This is a genomic window from Rubellimicrobium rubrum (assembly GCF_006152115.1).
Classification (GTDB): domain Bacteria; phylum Pseudomonadota; class Alphaproteobacteria; order Rhodobacterales; family Rhodobacteraceae; genus Rubellimicrobium; species Rubellimicrobium rubrum.
The window spans coordinates 1-15,053 of record NZ_VDFU01000004.1 but is presented as its reverse complement, the minus strand read 5'-3'; the positions used below and the strand labels follow the sequence as shown (position 1 = coordinate 15,053).

The 15,053-nt window shown below is 68.8% G+C and carries 18 protein-coding genes; 9 read left to right on the top strand and 9 right to left on the bottom strand.

Annotated features, from left to right (window positions below; genetic code table 11):
• Positions 1-6: 6 nt before the first annotated feature.
• Positions 7-522, top strand: a complete 516-nt coding sequence (locus tag FHG66_RS04720) for a hypothetical protein (RefSeq protein WP_139075549.1) — start codon at positions 7-9, stop codon at positions 520-522.
• A 141-nt stretch (positions 523-663) separates the two neighbouring features.
• Complete coding sequence (locus tag FHG66_RS04715) at positions 664-873, top strand: YjiS-like domain-containing protein (protein ID WP_139075548.1); 210 nt, start codon at positions 664-666, stop codon at positions 871-873.
• A 75-nt stretch (positions 874-948) separates the two neighbouring features.
• Here FHG66_RS04715 and ccoP read toward each other — a convergent pair whose 3' ends face one another.
• The 4 genes from ccoP to ccoN are packed head-to-tail and all read right to left on the bottom strand — an operon-like array spanning position 949 to position 4,382.
• A complete protein-coding gene (gene ccoP / locus FHG66_RS04710) occupies positions 949-1,830 on the bottom strand; it encodes a cytochrome-c oxidase, cbb3-type subunit III (protein ID WP_139075547.1) in 882 nt (293 codons plus the stop codon).
• Complete coding sequence (locus FHG66_RS04705; RefSeq protein WP_139075546.1) at positions 1,827-2,027, bottom strand: cbb3-type cytochrome c oxidase subunit 3; 201 nt, start codon at positions 2,025-2,027, stop codon at positions 1,827-1,829. The genes ccoP and FHG66_RS04705 overlap by 4 nt, the downstream gene beginning before the upstream one ends.
• A gap of 13 nt (positions 2,028-2,040) precedes the next feature.
• Positions 2,041-2,766, bottom strand: a complete 726-nt coding sequence (ccoO, locus tag FHG66_RS04700; protein WP_139075545.1) for a cytochrome-c oxidase, cbb3-type subunit II — start codon at positions 2,764-2,766, stop codon at positions 2,041-2,043.
• Between the two features lie 11 nt (positions 2,767-2,777).
• A complete protein-coding gene (gene ccoN / locus FHG66_RS04695) occupies positions 2,778-4,382 on the bottom strand; it encodes a cytochrome-c oxidase, cbb3-type subunit I (RefSeq protein ID WP_139075544.1) in 1,605 nt (534 codons plus the stop codon).
• Positions 4,383-4,571: 189 nt separating this feature from the next.
• Here ccoN and FHG66_RS04690 point away from each other — a divergent pair, with 189 nt between their 5' ends.
• On the top strand, positions 4,572-5,408 hold the full coding sequence (locus FHG66_RS04690; protein WP_139075543.1) for a universal stress protein: 837 nt from the start codon (positions 4,572-4,574) through the stop codon (positions 5,406-5,408).
• 19 nt (positions 5,409-5,427) lie between these two features.
• On the opposite strand, the gene fnrL is transcribed toward FHG66_RS04690, so the two are convergent.
• Entirely contained in the window at positions 5,428-6,216 is a 789-nt protein-coding gene (gene fnrL / locus FHG66_RS04685; protein ID WP_139075542.1) for a transcriptional regulator FnrL, read from the bottom strand.
• A 100-nt stretch (positions 6,217-6,316) separates the two neighbouring features.
• Here fnrL and hemN point away from each other — a divergent pair, with 100 nt between their 5' ends.
• The 3 genes from hemN to FHG66_RS04670 all read left to right on the top strand — a co-directional run bounded on the left by hemN (position 6,317) and on the right by FHG66_RS04670 (position 10,102).
• A complete protein-coding gene (gene hemN, locus FHG66_RS04680; RefSeq protein ID WP_139075541.1) occupies positions 6,317-7,675 on the top strand; it encodes an oxygen-independent coproporphyrinogen III oxidase in 1,359 nt (452 codons plus the stop codon).
• A 174-nt stretch (positions 7,676-7,849) separates the two neighbouring features.
• Positions 7,850-9,019 (top strand): MFS transporter, encoded by a 1,170-nt coding sequence (locus tag FHG66_RS04675; RefSeq protein WP_139075540.1) that lies wholly within the window; start codon positions 7,850-7,852, stop codon positions 9,017-9,019.
• A gap of 60 nt (positions 9,020-9,079) precedes the next feature.
• Entirely contained in the window at positions 9,080-10,102 is a 1,023-nt protein-coding gene (locus FHG66_RS04670) for an aspartate-semialdehyde dehydrogenase (RefSeq protein WP_139075539.1), read from the top strand.
• Between the two features lie 112 nt (positions 10,103-10,214).
• On the opposite strand, the gene FHG66_RS04665 is transcribed toward FHG66_RS04670, so the two are convergent.
• Entirely contained in the window at positions 10,215-10,859 is a 645-nt protein-coding gene (locus FHG66_RS04665) for a carbonic anhydrase (RefSeq protein ID WP_139075538.1), read from the bottom strand.
• Positions 10,860-11,002: 143 nt separating this feature from the next.
• Between FHG66_RS04665 and FHG66_RS04660 the strand changes: the two genes are divergently transcribed.
• The 3 genes from FHG66_RS04660 to FHG66_RS04650 all read left to right on the top strand — a co-directional run bounded on the left by FHG66_RS04660 (position 11,003) and on the right by FHG66_RS04650 (position 13,717).
• Complete coding sequence (locus FHG66_RS04660) at positions 11,003-12,388, top strand: leucyl aminopeptidase family protein (RefSeq protein WP_139075537.1); 1,386 nt, start codon at positions 11,003-11,005, stop codon at positions 12,386-12,388.
• Positions 12,385-13,206, top strand: coding sequence for a C40 family peptidase (locus tag FHG66_RS04655; RefSeq protein ID WP_139075536.1), 822 nt, complete (start codon positions 12,385-12,387; stop codon positions 13,204-13,206). Before FHG66_RS04660 ends, FHG66_RS04655 begins: the two co-directional genes overlap by 4 nt.
• A gap of 118 nt (positions 13,207-13,324) precedes the next feature.
• Positions 13,325-13,717 carry a GFA family protein gene (locus FHG66_RS04650; RefSeq protein WP_139075535.1) on the top strand — a complete coding sequence of 131 codons (393 nt, stop codon included), beginning with the start codon at positions 13,325-13,327 and terminating at the stop codon, positions 13,715-13,717.
• Positions 13,718-13,761: 44 nt separating this feature from the next.
• On the opposite strand, the gene FHG66_RS04645 is transcribed toward FHG66_RS04650, so the two are convergent.
• Genes FHG66_RS04645 through FHG66_RS04635 form a run of 3 tightly spaced genes read right to left on the bottom strand, consistent with a single transcriptional unit; the run spans position 13,762 to position 14,874 of the window.
• On the bottom strand, positions 13,762-14,118 hold the full coding sequence (locus FHG66_RS04645) for a DUF2794 domain-containing protein (RefSeq protein WP_139075534.1): 357 nt from the start codon (positions 14,116-14,118) through the stop codon (positions 13,762-13,764).
• A 46-nt stretch (positions 14,119-14,164) separates the two neighbouring features.
• Positions 14,165-14,521: an I78 family peptidase inhibitor gene (locus tag FHG66_RS04640; protein ID WP_139075533.1), complete on the bottom strand. Its 357-nt coding sequence runs from the start codon at positions 14,519-14,521 to the stop codon at positions 14,165-14,167.
• A 38-nt stretch (positions 14,522-14,559) separates the two neighbouring features.
• Complete coding sequence (locus FHG66_RS04635; protein ID WP_139075532.1) at positions 14,560-14,874, bottom strand: I78 family peptidase inhibitor; 315 nt, start codon at positions 14,872-14,874, stop codon at positions 14,560-14,562.
• Between the last annotated feature and the right edge of the window lie 179 nt (positions 14,875-15,053).

Here is a 15,053-nt window from a genome sequence, read left to right as displayed (position 1 = left end):
TTTTCCATGAGTTTCATCGATCGTCTCACCGGGCGCCGGGCGCCCCCGGCTGGGGCTGTCCCGCAGGATGTTTCAGTTCTGCGGGACGCTCTTCTGGATCTGAACCGCGAGACCGCGCCCTTCGTGGTCCGCGACGGCGGGCCCGAGGGCGCGGACCTCGTGGCCGAATGGCGGATCGTGGACGCCCGCTGGTACGAGATCTTCGCCAAGGCCGGGATCGGCAAGGGCGCGCAGGTTCTCCTGCGGTTTGACGAGGCTTCGGGCGAGGTGCGCAGCATCCAGCGCGACTGGACGATCGAATGGCGCGCGGGCCTCCCCGTGCTGTCCTTCGCCTCCGAGATGTTCCGTGGTCAGTCGATTGAGCTGAGCCTCGGCACCGGATGGGCCTTCCGCGAGGAAGACCTGCAGTTCGGCAAGGTCTATCGATACCGGTTCCAGACCCGGGAACTGAAGGAGCCTCTCCAAGAGGTCACGGCCCTGCACGGCTGGACTTGGCGTCCGGTCCTGCTGGGTCGCCTTTGACGCATCGGCGGGGGCGCGGTGTTGACCGCGCTGTCCCCGGACGTCGTGACCCCGCCGTTTGCGGCGGGCGGCGCTGCGTCGCAGCGCCATACCGTGACCGGTCGTTGCGGCCGGTCGTCCCTATTCGACAGGAGCATTGCCATGACCACCCTGACCGCATCCCATGTGATCACGTCCGGCCTGCGCGGGCCGAGCCGCCCGGCCCGGCCCGCGGGGATCCGCAGCCATCTCGCCCACAGGATCGCCGCCATGCGTGCCGAACGGGTCCGCCGCCGCTTGGCGGAAATGCCCGACTACCTGCTGCGCGACATCGGCCTGACCCGCGCCCAGCTTCGCTCCGCCAAGTTCTGACCCAAGAAAAAAGCGGCCCCCCGGGAGGGAGCCGCCTCAGTTGGACGAACCAGGAAGGGGGTTCGCCGGGAAGGTCTATTCGCCGCCGCCCAGGCCGTGCACATAGGCCGCCACGGCGTTGATCTCGGCTTGGTTGAGTCCGCCCTGCGGACGGTAGGTCTCGCTCCAGGCGGGCATGATGCCGAAGCGGGCGTTGGTGATGGTTTCCTCGATCCGCTCGGGCGTGCCGCCATACAGCCAGACCGCATCGGTCAGGTCCGGCGCGCCCATCTCGCGCATGCCGGTGCCAGCGTCGCCATGGCACGAGGCGCAGTTGTCGGCAAAGAGCGGGGCCCCCGCCTGCGCCAGGGTGGCGTCATGCGCCTGCCCCGAGATGGCCAGGACGTGATGGGCCACGGACTCGATCTCGTCCGAGGTCAGCATCTCGCCGAAGGCGGGCATCTGCGACCAGCGCGCATCGGGCGAGGCTTCGTTCCTGACCCCGTGCGCCACCGTGTGGGCGATGTCGGTGACCGAGCCCCCCCAAAGCCAGTCGTCGTCCAGGAGGTTCGGGAACCCCGACGCCTGCACCCCCGCCGCGCCGGCGCCATGACACTGCGAGCAGTTGGCCCGGAACACCGAGGCGCCCGCGTCCTGCGCAAAGGCCAGGAGCTCGGGGTCCTGCGGCAGCTGGGTCAGGTCTGCGGCGGCCAGCCGGTCCATCAGGCCGGACCGCGCGTCCTCGACCGCGGCGATCTCGGCGGCGACGTCGCCCCGCGTCGAGAAGCCGAGGAGCCCCGAGGTCGCCCCGTTGATCAGGGGCCAGGCCGGATAGGCGATGGTGTAGCCCACGCCCCAGACGATCGTCGCGTAAAGCACCCAAAGCCACCAGCGGGGAAGCGGGTTGTTCAGCTCCTCGATGCCGTCCCAGGAATGCCCCGTGGTCTCGGTGACCGGGGCCTTGTCGTTGCGTGTCATATCCGGACCTCCGAGGGGCTGGCGTCGTCGGGGAGGGGGCGGTCGTCATGCCGAAAGGGCACGCGGCCGGCATCCTCGTGCAGCGGCCGGGAGCCCGGCCGCCACGCAAAGAGGATCGCCCCCAGGAAGAACAGGAAGAGCGCCAGCAGGACCCAGGAGTCCGCGATGTGGCGCAGGAGGGAATAGGTGTCGTGCATGGCGCCCCCTCCCTCAGCGGCTCGCGTCGGGCGTGAAGGTGGAGAAATCCACCATCGTACCCAGCACCTGGAGATAGGCGACCAGCGCGTCCATTTCGGACACCCCCGGAAGCCCGTCGGGGTTGGCCACATGCGCCCCCGGATAGCGCTCCAGCAGGGCGTCGGTGTCGCCCATGGGGTCGGCCTGCACGGTGAAATCGGCCCGCGCCTGAGCGATCTGGTCGTCGGTGTAGGGCACACCCACGAAGCGGTTGGTTTCCATCAGCTCGCCGATGTGCTCCCCGTCGAGCAGCTGGTTCGACAGGTAGGCATAGGGCGGCATGATCGATTCCGGTACCACCGACTGCGGGTCGCTCAGGTGCTGGACGTGCCAGGCGTCCGAATAGCGGCTCCCCACGCGGGCGAGGTCGGGCCCCGTCCGCTTGGAGCCCCACTGGTGCGGGTGGTCGTACTGCGACTCGGCCGCGAGGCTGTAGTGGCCGTACCGTTCCACCTCGTCGCGCATGGGGCGGATCATCTGGCTGTGGCAGGTGTAGCAGCCCTCGCGGATGTAGATGTCGCGGCCCGCCAGCTCCAGCGGGGAGTAGGGGCGGACCCCCTCCACGTGCTCGATGGTGTTCTCGAGGTAGAAGAGGGGGACGACTTCGACAGCGCCGCCGATGAGGACCACGACGAGGCTTGCGCCCAGAAGGAGCGTGGCGTTCCGCTCCAGGGTCTTGTGATGGTCGAGAAAGGCCATTTGGGTTCCCCTCATTCGGCCGGAGTTGGGACGGCCGCCACGCGGACGCGGCCAAAGGCGGTCATCCACAGGTTCCAGGCCATGATGATCGCGCCGCCGAGGAAGAGGCCGCCGCCCAGGGCGCGGACCACGTACATCGGGAACTTGGCGGATACGGTGTCGGCGAAGCTGTTGACCAGGAAGCCGTTGGCGTCGACCTCGCGCCACATCAGGCCTTCCATGATGCCCGTGACCCACATCGAGGCCGCGTAGAGCACGATGCCGATAGTGGCGAGCCAGAAGTGCCAGTTGACGGCGGCGGGGCTATGAAGCCGCTCGCGGTTCCAGAGCCGCGGCACGAGGTAGTAGAGCGCGGCAAAGGTGATCATGCCGTTCCAGCCCAGCGCGCCCGAATGGACGTGGCCGATGGTCCAGTCGGTGTAGTGCGACAGCGAGTTGACGGCGCGGATCGACATCATCGGGCCTTCGAAGGTCGACATGCCGTAGAAGCCGAGCGAGATCACCATCATCCGCATGATCGGGTCGGTGCGGATCTTGTCCCAGGCGCCCGAGAGGGTCATGAGCCCGTTGATCATGCCGCCCCACGAGGGCATCCATAGGATCACCGAGAACACCATCCCCAGCGTCGAGGCCCAGTCGGGCAGCGCCGTGTAGTGGAGGTGGTGCGGGCCCGCCCAGATGTAGAGAAAGATCAGCGCCCAGAAGTGGATGATCGACAGTTTGTAGCTGTAGACCGGTCGGCCCGCCTGCTTGGGCACGAAGTAGTACATCATGCCGAGGAAGCCCGCGGTCAGGAAGAAGCCCACCGCGTTGTGGCCGTACCACCACTGGGTCATGGCATCCTGCACGCCCGCAAAGAGCTGGACCGACTTGGAGCCCCACAGAGAGACGGGGATCGAAATGTTGTTGACCACATGGAGCATGGCCACGGTGATGATGAAGGACAGCAGGAACCAGTTCGCCACGTAGATGTGGGGCTCCTTGCGCTTCACGATCGTCCCGAGCGTGACGATGAGGAAGGCGACCCAGACGACCGTGAGCCAGAGGTCCACGTACCATTCGGGCTCGGCGTATTCCTTGGACTGGGTGGCGCCCAGGAGGTAGCCGGTCGCGGCTAGCACGATGAAGAGCTGGTAACCCCAGAACACGAACCAGGCGAGGTTGCCGCCCCAGAGCCGCGCGGCGCAGGTGCGCTGCACGATGTAGAACGTGCACATGATGAGCGCGTTGCCCCCGAAGGCGAAGATCACCGCCGAGGTGTGCAGCGGACGCAGCCGCCCGAAGTTGCCGAAGCCCTGAAGGACATCGAGGTTCAACTGCGGGAAGGCGAGCTGGAGGGCGATAATCACCCCCACCAGGAAGCCGGCCAAACCCCAGAAGACGGTCGCGATCGCACCCGCGCGGATGACGCCGTCACTGTATTCGTCGAGCCGGGGCCCCGCGGCCACGGCCTGGTCGGCGCCCGTGCGGCGCACCGTCCAGATAAAGAGGCCCGCCGCCACGGCCATGACGATGAGCGCGTGAACCTGGTAGGCCAGGTCGCGCGCCCAGTTGGCGGCGATGGCGGCGAACAGGGCGACCACCCCGAACACCGCGATCTTGATCCAATCCCACATGCGGATGTGTCCCTCTGATTCGGCCCGCCCGCCGGGATTCGGCGTGCGGAGCGGTCCGGGAGAGGGTTTCGCAGGGATGGCCGGGTTCCTCCTTGATCCAGGTCAAACCCGTGCGGGCTTTGGCCTGATACGGATCAAGGAACGGCGTTCCCGCCGATGCGACAGTGAGGACCAAGAAGGAGATCCGCCATGATCAAGACGCTGAGCCTGGTCCTGACCGACGAATCGCGCGACGCCCCCGCTCTCCGGGCCGCCATCGCCATCGCAGGGCGGGAAGAGGCGCACCTGGACATCGCCTGCCTGGGGCTGGAGCCCGTCCCGCTCGAGGCGATGCCCATGGCCGCCGCGCAGATCATCGTGGAGTCCGGCCGCGCCGATGCCGAGGACCGGGCTCAGGGGTTGGCTGCCTGGGCCAAGGCCGAGCTGCCCCTCGACATCCGCGCGAATGTGGAAGCGAGAACGGTGATGAGCCTGAACCTCACGGCCTTGGCCGCGCGGGTCGGGCGCTTCTCGGACCTCGCGGTGATCGCCCGACCTTATGGACGGAACCGGGACCACCTGGCCCCCGCCGTGGCCGAGGCGCTCCTGTTCGGCACGGGCGCGCCGGTTCTTGTCGTGCCGGACGCCGCCTTGGACTGGAGCCGGCCGTTCCGCCGTGTCTGCCTGGCCTGGAACGGCACCGACGAGGCCATGCGCGCCGCGCGCGGGGCGCTGCCGTTCCTTTGCGCCGCCGAAGCGGTGGACGTGGTCATCATCGACCCGCCGCTGCACGCCCATGACCGCTCCGATCCCGGCGGCGACCTGTCGCTCTGGCTGGCGCGCCACGGCGTCAAGGCCGAGGTCGCGGTGCTGGCACGGACTCAGCCGCGAATCGCCGACATCCTGACCCGCTTCGCCACCGAACGGGGCTGCGATGCCGTGGTCATGGGGGCCTACGGTCATTCCCGCCTGCGCGAGGCCATGCTGGGCGGGGCCACGCGGGACATGCTCTCGCAGGTCCCGTTCCCCCTCCTGATGGCGCACTGAGGAGGCCGGGATGCGCCCGTCAGGCGATCAGTCCGCCGTCCATGTCGTCACCGGTTTCCGCCATCAGCCGGCGGATGTCCGGCACGACGATGCGGCGCTGGGTTCCCAACTCGATCACGCCCTCGTTCTTGAGGGCGCTGATCTGGCGGCTCACCGTTTCCAGGGTCAGCCCCAGGTAGTCGGCCATCGCCTCGCGGGTGAGCTGCAGGTCGATGGTGATGCGGCCCTTCATCGCCGGAACGCCGACGGTCGCCTCGCGGCGCGCTATGATGGTCAGCAGGGATGCGATCTTCTCGCGCGCGGTCTTGCGACCCAGCACGAGCATCCATTCCCGCGCGGCATCAAGCTCGTCGAGCGACATGTCGAGCAGCCGCTCGGCCACGTGCGGGGTCGTCGCCATGAGCTGCTCGAAGGGCTTGCGGCGGAAGCAGCACAGGGTCACCTCACCCACCGCGGTCACGTCGTAGGGCGTGGAGCTGCGGCCAGGGCGGCCGATGAAGTCCGAAGGGAGCAGCAGCCCCACCATCTGCTTGCGCCCGTCCGCCATGGTCTGGCTGATGGTCGCCACGCCCCTCACGACCGAGGCCACGAAGCCCATCTCGTCACCCGCCCAGGTGATCGCCTGGCCGGCCTCGTAGCTGCGGTAGTACTTGATCTCCTCGAGCCTCGTCAGCTCGTCTGGCGCGCATTTCGCGCAAACGGCGCGATGGCGGATCGGGCAGCCCGCGCACTCGATCTCGACGTCCTTGGTCAGCTTCGGGATCGAAGGAACTGTCACGGCTTTGGCCAACCTGCGGTCAAGGGGCATGGGCAGGGTCTCGTGTCGGATGGTGGGACAGGGCGGGCGCAGGATCAAGGGCGCACTCGAACGCGCGTGCCCCTAAACAACAAATTGGAGAGTTCTGTCCATGGCCTCGCATGAGCTTCTGAAGAATCTGGGGCTATTTGACGCGCGAGCGCCCCGCTATACCAGCTACCCGCCCGCCAACCACTTCTCCGGGGGCGTCGGTCCCGACATGGTGGCCACGTGGCTCGAGGCGATCCCGGCGGGCACGCGTGTCTCGCTTTACGTGCACGTCCCCTACTGCCGCAGGCTTTGCTGGTTCTGCGCCTGCCGGACGCAGGGCACCACCACCGACCGCCCCCTGATCCCCTATCTGGCGCAGCTCAAGTCCGAGCTGGCGCTCGTGGGCCGGCACCTGCGCCCGGACGTGGAGGTCGCGGCGATCCACCTGGGCGGCGGCACGCCCACGATCCTGCCGCCCGCCATGCTGGCCGAGCTTTGCGAAGGCCTCAACACCTTCCGGCCCCTTGCGCGCGATGTCGCCTTTTCGGTCGAGATCGATCCTACGGAGGTGGACGAGCCGCGCCTGCGCACGCTCCAGGCGGCGGGCATGACGCGCGCCTCGATCGGCGTGCAGGACTTCGATCCCACGGTGCAGGACGCCATCGGGCGGGCGCAGGGCTACGAGCTGACCCGCGACGTGGTCGCCATGATCCGCGGCGCGGGGGTGACCAGCCTCAACATGGACATGCTTTACGGCCTCCCGCACCAGACGCGGGGCCGCATGACCGACACGGTGCAGAAGATCCTGTCGCTGTCGCCTGACCGGCTGGCGCTTTACGGCTACGCCCATGTTCCGTGGATGGCCAAGCGGCAGGTGCTGATCCCCAGCGACGCGCTGCCCGGCGCCGAGGAGCGGCTCGGCCTTTTCGAAGCCGCGGCCCGCATGTTCCTGTGGGACGGCTACAAGGAGATCGGTATCGACCACTTCGCGCGCGAAGGCGATCCGCTGGCCGCCGCCGCCGCCGAGGGACGGATGCGCCGCAACTTCCAGGGCTATACCGAAGACGGGGCGGAGGTGCTGATCGGGCTCGGCGCCTCGGCCATCTCGCGCTATCCGCAGGGCTACGCGCAGAACAGCTCCACCTCCTCGGCCTATGCCCAGGCGATCCGCAAGCACCACCGCCTCGCCACCGAGCGCGGGCATGTCATGAGCCTTGACGACACGCTGCGCGCCGACATGATCGAGCGCGTGATGTGCCGGTTCGAGCTCGACCTGAACGAGATCTCGGCCCGGCATGGGGTGTCGCTGACCGAGCTCCTGCGCATCACAACCACCCTCAGGCACCGGTTCGCCGACTGGATCGAGGCTCGGGACGGACGGATCCGCCTCGTCCGCTCCCCCCGGCTCATCGCACGTCTGGTGGCTCAGGAGATCGACGCCTACGCCATGCCCGAGGGACGCCACAGCCGCGCTCTTTGAACGCATGCGGGGATCGGGGCGGGGAAGGGGACCTTGCCTCGAAGGGTCCGGCCGGAGAGGAGGCCGGCCGGGCCCTGATTGTCCGAGACCGCTGCGTCCGTTTCGCATAGTCCTGCCTTGCCCTTCCCGTCAGCCCGGGCCACCGTCCCGACGCTCGGGGAGGGGGTCGCTGGCATGAAGATCGGAATCGCCTGCCTGGTCGGGGCCTATATCCTGTCGCAGTTCTACCGGGCCTTCCTGGCGGTTCTGACGCCGGACCTCGGCGCGGATCTCGGCGCCACGGCGGGCGACCTCGCGGTGGCGTCGGGCCTCTGGTTCCTGGCCTTCGCCGCTCTGCAGATCCCCGTAGGGGCGGCGCTCGACCGCCTGGGGCCGCGCCGGACGGCGGCCGCGCTGCTGGGGCTTGCGGGCGGCGGAGGGGCGCTGGTCTTCGCGCTCGCGCAGACGCCCCAGCACGTGATGATCGCCATGACGCTGATCGGGGCAGGCTGCTCGCCCGTGCTCATGGCGGCCTATGTTATCTTCGCCCGCGTTTATCCGCCCCGCATCTTTGCCACCCTGGCCGGAGCGACCATCGGCCTCGGCAGCCTGGGCAACGTGCTGAGCGCCGCGCCCTTGGCCGCGCTGGTGCAGGCCGTGGGCTGGCGCGTGTCGCTGGGCGGGCTGGCGGCGGTCACCGTGCTGGTGGCGGTGGTGCTCTGGGTCGCGGTGCGCGACCCCGCGCCGGCCGATGCGGGCCCGGCGCGTGGGTCGGTCCTCGACCTCCTGCGGATGCCGGTGCTTTGGCCCGTTCTCCTGATGATGTTCGCGGGATACGGACCGGCGGCCTCGCTCCGGGGTCTTTGGGCGGGGCCTTACGCCCGCGACCTGTACGGCGCGGACGCAGGCACGATCGGCTGGGTCACGCTGGCCATGGGCCTTGCCATGGTGGCAGGCAGCTTCGCCTACGGACCCGCCGACCGCCTGTTCGGCACCCGGAAATGGGTGGTCTTTTGCGGCAACGCGGTGGTGCTCGGGGCGCTTTTGCTGCTGGCCTGGGATCCGGGTGCCGGGCTTGTCCGGGCGACGGCCCTTCTCGCGGTCGCAGGCTTCTTCGGCTCAGCTTTTGCGATGATCATGGCGCATGGCCGCGCCTTCGTGCCGCCGCACCTGACCGGGCGGGGGGTGACGCTCGTCAACATGTTCGGCATCGGCGGCGCGGGGCTCATGCAGTTCGCCTCGCGCCCCATCCACGCCGGGGCGTCGGACCCCGAGGCCGCCTTCCGCGCCCTGTTCCTGTTCTTTGCCGCCATCGTCGCGTTGGGGCTTCTGGCCTATCTGTTTGCCCGCGACAGCAGGGACTGACCCTTTCGCTGCTCGCGCCCCTCCTGTAAGGGCGGCTGGATCAGAGAAGGGAAAAGGAAGATGGGTTACAAGGTCGTCGTCGTCGGCGCCACGGGCAACGTGGGGCGCGAGATGCTCAACATCCTGGACGAGCGGCAATTCCCGGTGGACGAGATCGCCGCCCTCGCCAGCCGCAAATCCTTGGGCACGGAGGTGAGCTTCGGCGACCGAACTCTGAAAACCCAGGACCTCGACCAGTTCGACTTCACCGGCTGGGACATCGCGCTCTTCGCCATCGGCTCGGACGCGACCAAGCAGTACGCGCCCAAGGCTGCGGCCAGCGGGTGCGTCGTGATCGATAACTCGTCGCTATACCGCTACGACCCGCAGGTTCCGCTCGTGGTGCCCGAGGTGAACGCCGAGGCGGTGATGGGCTACACCCAGAAGAACATCATCGCGAACCCCAACTGCTCCACGGCGCAGATGGTGGTGGCGTTGAAGCCGCTCCACGACCGCGCCCGGATCAAGCGGGTCGTCGTCTCGACCTACCAGTCCGTGTCCGGGACCGGCAAGGAAGCCATCGACGAGCTCTGGAACCAGACCAAGGGCGTCTACGTCCCCGGCCAGGAGGTCGCCCCCTCGGTCTATCCCCGCCAGATCGCCTTCAACGTCATTCCTCACATCGACGTCTTCATGGAAGACGGCCAGACCAAGGAAGAGTGGAAGATGATGGTCGAGACCAAGAAGATCCTCGATCCGTCCATCAAGGTCACCGCCACCTGCGTCCGGGTGCCGGTCTTCGTTGGCCATTCGGAGTCGGTGAACATCGAGTTCGAGGAGCATCTCGACGAAGACGAAGCCCGCGACATCCTGCGCGAGGCGCCCGGCTGCCTTGTGGTCGATAAGCGCGAAGCGGGCGGCTACATCACCCCCATCGAATGCGTGGGCGACTATGCCACCTACATCAGCCGCATCCGCCAGGACCAGACGATCGACAACGGCCTGAACATGTGGATCGTGTCCGACAACCTCCGCAAGGGCGCCGCGCTGAACGCCGTCCAGATCGCCGAGGTTCTGGGCCAGCGGGCTCTCAAGAAGGGCTGAGCTCTTCGATGGCCTCCGGCGCGCGAGCCTCCTCGCGCCGGAGGGCCAGCCCCCTTGGGCGACGCGGGCCAGGGATGCCGTCGTGGGAGGCCATTGGCCGAAGATCGTCGGCTCAGATCGCCACGAATTCGCCCCGCACCTCGTCCCAGGCTTCCAGCGTGCCGTCCCCGATGTCGTTCCACAGGCCGTGCAGCGTCAGGCGCTCGTCCTCGACGGCGGCTCGAACGAAGGGAAAGGTCAGGAGGTTGTCGAGCGACACCTTGACCGACAGCTTCTCGAGCGCCTGCACGCGCTCGGCGTCGTCGCCGGGCGGCAGGGCCTCGTAGCCGGGGCGCAGGATGTCCATCCAGCGGCCGACGAAGCTCGTGGCTTCCAGAAGCTCGGGCGCATGGCCGGAGCACATGTCGTAGCAGCCCTTTACGCCCCCGCACTGGGAATGGCCCATGACGATGACATGGGCCACGCGCAGCTCACGGACGGCATATTCCACGGCGGCCGAGGTGCCGTGGTGGTCGCCGCTGGGCGCGAAGGGAGGGATCAGGTTGGCGATGTTGCGATGGATGAAGAATTCGCCCGAGTCCGCCCCGAAGATGGAGGCGACATGGACCCGGCTGTCGCAGCAGGCCACGATCATGGCACGCGGCCGCTGCCCTTCCTCGGCTAGACGCCGATACCAGGGGCGATTGCCGGCATAGACGGTGGCCTTCCAGCCCAGGTAGCGGCGGACAAGATAGTCGGGCAGTGGCCTCACGGTCATGAGCGGGTCTCCTCGTCGCCGCGCTGCGGCGGGCGCAACCATATGGCGCTAACGGGCGACGGACGCAACAAAGCGCAACCGCCCCTTGCCGCGCCCGGCGTCCCGGCTAGGCTGGACGCTCGATCCCTGAGCACCAGAGGCCCATGTCCACCCTTGCTTTCGCCCCCGACGACGCCGACGCCATCCCCCTCCTGCCCGTGACACCCGAAAGCCTGGATGCCGCGCTGGCCACCCTTCCACCCGATCAGGCCGCCTGGGCGCGGCGGCTGGGGTTCAGGGCCGGCGCGGGCGAGGTCGCGGTCCTGCCGGGGCCGGATGGCATCGCCCGCGCGCTCATCGGACGCGGCAAGCCCGAAGCACGGGCGCGGGGCCGCTTCGCCCTCGCGCAGGGCGCGTCCAGGCTGCCGGAAGGGATCTACCGCCTGGACGGGAGCCTGGACGAACACGACGCCCGTGAGGCGGCGCTGGGCTGGCTCCTCGAAGGGTACCGCTTCGCCCGCTACCGCGAGCAGGCCGCCCCCAAGGCCCGGCTGGTCGCGCCCGAAGGGGTGGACGCCCAGCGCATCGAGGCCCTGGCCCGCGCCGAGGCGCTGACCCGCGACCTCATCAACACGCCGGCCTCGGACATGGGCCCGGCCGAGCTGGAAGCGGCGGCGCGCGAGGTGGCCGAGCGGTTCGGGGCCAGCATCGCGGTGACGACGGGCGATGAGCTGCTGGCCGCCAACTTTCCCATGATCCACGCCGTTGGCCGGGCCGCCGCCCCGCACCGCGCCCCGAGGCTCATCGACATCGGCTGGGGCAGCGAGGGGCCGAAGCTGACGCTGGTGGGAAAGGGTGTCTGCTTCGACACCGGCGGGCTCGACATCAAGCCGGCGGCCTCCATGCTGACCATGAAGAAGGATATGGGCGGCGCGGCGAATGTGCTGGGCCTCGCACAGGCGATCATGGGGCTGGGGCTGCCCTTGCGGCTGCGCGTCCTGATCCCGGCGGTCGAGAACGCGATAGGCTCGGACGCCTTCCGCCCCGGGGACATCCTGCGGTCGCGCAAGGGCCTGACGGTCGAGATCAACAACACCGACGCCGAGGGGCGGCTGGTGCTGGCCGATGCGCTCGCGCTCGCGGCCGAGGACGAGCCCGACCTCACGGTCAGCTTTGCGACCCTGACGGGCGCAGCGCGCGTGGCCGTCGGCCCGGACCTCGCCCCGTTCTTCACCGATGACGAGGATCTGGCCTCCGCCCTGACCCGAGGCGGCCGGGACTGGGCCGACCCGGTCTGGCGGCTGCCCTTCCATGAGCCCTACGAGACGATGATCGAGCCCGGCATCGCCGACCTCGACAACGCGCCATCGGGGGGCATGGCGGGCGCCATCACGGCGGCGTTGTTCCTGCGCCGCTTCGCGCCGGCGCGGTACTGCCATTTCGACATCTTCGCCTGGTCGCAGGCCAACGCTCCGGGCCGCACCAAGGGCGGCCTCATGCAGGGGCCCCGTGCGCTCCTGGCCGCACTGCCCGAGGCGCTGGGGCTGTGACGGACACCCGTCTCACCCCCGCCAACGGCCGCGTCGCCGCCGAACGCCTGCGCGACCTCGTGCGGGCCGACCGCTACGTCCAGGGGGAGCCCCGGCGCGTCGCGGTCCCCGTGGCCGATCTCGACGGCTCGCCCGGCGGGATGCGCGACCGCCAACTCCTCTGGGGCGAGGGTGTCACCGTCTACGAGGTCCGCGACGGCATGGCCTTCGTGGAGGCGGCGCGGGACGGCTATGTGGGCTACCTGTCCGAGGTGTCGCTAGCCGAGGCGCGTGCGCCCACCCACCGCGTCGCGGTGCCCGCCACCCATCTTTACCGCGACGACGACATGAAAAGCCCGGACCTGCGGCATCTGTCCTTCGGGGCCCTGGTGACGGTCGAGGCCGAGGGGCGCAGGTTCTGGGAAACGCCCGAAGGCTACATCCCCAAGCCGCACCTGCGTGCGCTCGACCGGCCCTTCACCGACCCGGCTGCGGTTGCGCAGCTCCATTTCGGCGTGCCGTATCTTTGGGGCGGCAATTCGGTGCTGGGCATCGACTGCTCGGGCATGGTGCAGGCCGCCCTTCTGGCCTGCGGCCTCCCCTGTCCGGGCGACAGCGACCTCCAGCAGGACATCGGCCGGGAGATCCCCGAAGACGAGCCGTTGCGCCGAACCGACCTGCTCTTCTGGAAGGGGCATGTGGCGATGGTGGTGGACGAATCCACGATGATCCACGCCAACGCCCACCACATGGCCGTGGCCTACGAGGGCATCGATCAGGCGATCCTGCGCATCCGTGCCCAAGGCAACGGCGAGGTCATCGCGCGCCGGAGGCTCTGACCTCCGAGGTCAGGGCAAGCAAGCCCTCCTAAGGCTGGTCGGGGCCTGGTTGTGTGGGTAGCCCGCCCCGCCTCACTGCGATAGGTGGACAGCGCAGCAAAGTTCGGGGGCATGATTGATGTCGGAAGGCGAGGAGCAGAGGGCATCGGGCGGGTGCCTGTGCGGTGCGGTGCGCTACAGCGTGCGTGGCCCCCTGCGCGATGTGCTCATCTGCCACTGCAGCATGTGCCAGCGGCTCCACACCCATCTTGGGGCCTACAGCGCCTGCAGCCCCAGCGACCTGACGGTCGAGAACAAGGAAGCCCTGCGTTGGTACCGGTCCTCGGCCAGCGCTCGCCGAGGGTTTTGCTCCGAATGCGGTGCCAACCTTTTCTGGGAGCCAGCCCACGGCCACCATATCTCAGTGTCGGCAGGAAGCCTGGACCGGCCCACCGGGCTTCGTGTGCAAGGGCACATCCACAGGGAGGAAGAGGCCGACTTCTGTACCGATGCTGGAACGTTGCCAGCCTGAAGCAGCACATCGCTCCGATCGGCATCCGGTTCCCGAGTCCCGGGCTACTCGATCAGCTTGGGCTTGGGCGCGATGACCCGCAGCACCTGGTCGAGGTCGTGCCCACGGCGGAGCACCTGCCCCTCGGCGCCGATCACGGCGTACTGGCCCTGACGAAGCCGTAGGGCCGGACGCTTCTCGATGCGATAAAGCGGCGTTTCGGCCGTGCGCCGGAAGATGGAAAAGACTGCGACGTCCCGCAGATGCGAGATGCCGTAGTCGCGCCATTCGCCGGCGGCGACCATCCGGCCGTACAGGCCCAGGATGACGCTGAGCTCCGTGCGGTGAAAGGCGACGGGGGCGGACGCAGGGCCGGCGCTGGAGGCGGGCCCCGGAAACGGGATCGGCGGCAACACTGTCATGCTCCAGGACTTGGGCGGGCGGGGGCCGCAAATCAAGCGCGGCGGATCAGCCGCAGCGGACGCGGATGATCTCGTTCAGTTCGTCCAGTTCGAAGTTCAGGCGTTCCGGGCTGAAATCCATGGTGACCATGTCGCCCGGCCGGATGATCCGGATGGGGTTCTGGAAGGTCGTGGCAGCAGTCACGCCGGCATCTTCGCCGATGAAGTCGGCCAAGCCCGAAGCCCCGCAGGTGTCGTCGGCCGGGCTGGGCAGAACGGGGGCCGGCATGTCGCCCAAGGGTTCGCCTGCGAGGGGTGGCTCCTCGTCGGCGGGGCTGGTGGCGACGGAGGAGGCCGGGGTGGTCTCGCAGGCGGCAAGCAGGAGCGCCAGGAACAGGGGCGCGGCGCGGCGGAATGGACTCATGATGGATGATCCTGGCATGGAAGCGGGGGCGGTCTGGGTCAGCCGCAGCCCACCGTCACGACCTGCCCCGAGGCATCGGTGACAAAGGTCACGCGCTGCGGGTTGGTTCCATCCGAGGAGGTTGCGCCCTGCGCCACCACGCGGATGGGCACGGCGGACTGGAAGGTCGTGCCGCGCACGACGCTCGCGTCTTGGCCCACATAATCCTGCAGGCCGCGGGCTCCACAGGTATCGCCTTCGTCGAGGACGATCTCGAAGGCGCCCGGGGTCCCTTCGGGCACCGGAATGGGAAGGATGCAGCCCGGCAGGGCGGCAAGGGCGAGGAGCGGGAGCGCGGCGCGGAGATCCATCATGACCCGAAGCCTAGTGCGCCCGAAGGTCGCCGCCAAGCGTTCCTGTTGCCAACCCGCTCTCGAAGTGGTGAAGTGGCAGGCCAACGACAGGACCGGGAGGAGATCAGGATGCGCACGCGTGCTGCCGTGGCTGTGAGGGCTGGAGCGCCGTTGGAGGTGATGGAGGTGAACCTGGAGGG

Excerpts from the sequence above, each read along its gene's own strand:
- FHG66_RS04720 (WP_139075549.1), top strand. The coding sequence starts at position 7 with ATGAGTTTCATCGATCGTCTCACCGGGCGCCGGGCGCCCCCGGCTGGG.
- FHG66_RS04715 (WP_139075548.1), top strand. The coding sequence starts at position 664 with ATGACCACCCTGACCGCATCCCATGTGATCACGTCCGGCCTGCGCGGG.
- ccoP (WP_139075547.1), bottom strand. The coding sequence starts at position 1,830 with ATGACACGCAACGACAAGGCCCCGGTCACCGAGACCACGGGGCATTCC.
- FHG66_RS04705 (WP_139075546.1), bottom strand. The coding sequence starts at position 2,027 with ATGCACGACACCTATTCCCTCCTGCGCCACATCGCGGACTCCTGGGTC.
- ccoO (WP_139075545.1), bottom strand. The coding sequence starts at position 2,766 with ATGGCCTTTCTCGACCATCACAAGACCCTGGAGCGGAACGCCACGCTC.
- ccoN (WP_139075544.1), bottom strand. The coding sequence starts at position 4,382 with ATGTGGGATTGGATCAAGATCGCGGTGTTCGGGGTGGTCGCCCTGTTC.
- FHG66_RS04690 (WP_139075543.1), top strand. The coding sequence starts at position 4,572 with ATGATCAAGACGCTGAGCCTGGTCCTGACCGACGAATCGCGCGACGCC.
- fnrL (WP_139075542.1), bottom strand. The coding sequence starts at position 6,216 with ATGCCCCTTGACCGCAGGTTGGCCAAAGCCGTGACAGTTCCTTCGATC.
- hemN (WP_139075541.1), top strand. The coding sequence starts at position 6,317 with ATGGCCTCGCATGAGCTTCTGAAGAATCTGGGGCTATTTGACGCGCGA.
- FHG66_RS04675 (WP_139075540.1), top strand. The coding sequence starts at position 7,850 with ATGAAGATCGGAATCGCCTGCCTGGTCGGGGCCTATATCCTGTCGCAG.
- FHG66_RS04670 (WP_139075539.1), top strand. The coding sequence starts at position 9,080 with ATGGGTTACAAGGTCGTCGTCGTCGGCGCCACGGGCAACGTGGGGCGC.
- FHG66_RS04665 (WP_139075538.1), bottom strand. The coding sequence starts at position 10,859 with ATGACCGTGAGGCCACTGCCCGACTATCTTGTCCGCCGCTACCTGGGC.
- FHG66_RS04660 (WP_139075537.1), top strand. The coding sequence starts at position 11,003 with ATGTCCACCCTTGCTTTCGCCCCCGACGACGCCGACGCCATCCCCCTC.
- FHG66_RS04650 (WP_139075535.1), top strand. The coding sequence starts at position 13,325 with ATGTCGGAAGGCGAGGAGCAGAGGGCATCGGGCGGGTGCCTGTGCGGT.
- FHG66_RS04645 (WP_139075534.1), bottom strand. The coding sequence starts at position 14,118 with ATGACAGTGTTGCCGCCGATCCCGTTTCCGGGGCCCGCCTCCAGCGCC.
- FHG66_RS04640 (WP_139075533.1), bottom strand. The coding sequence starts at position 14,521 with ATGAGTCCATTCCGCCGCGCCGCGCCCCTGTTCCTGGCGCTCCTGCTT.
- FHG66_RS04635 (WP_139075532.1), bottom strand. The coding sequence starts at position 14,874 with ATGATGGATCTCCGCGCCGCGCTCCCGCTCCTCGCCCTTGCCGCCCTG.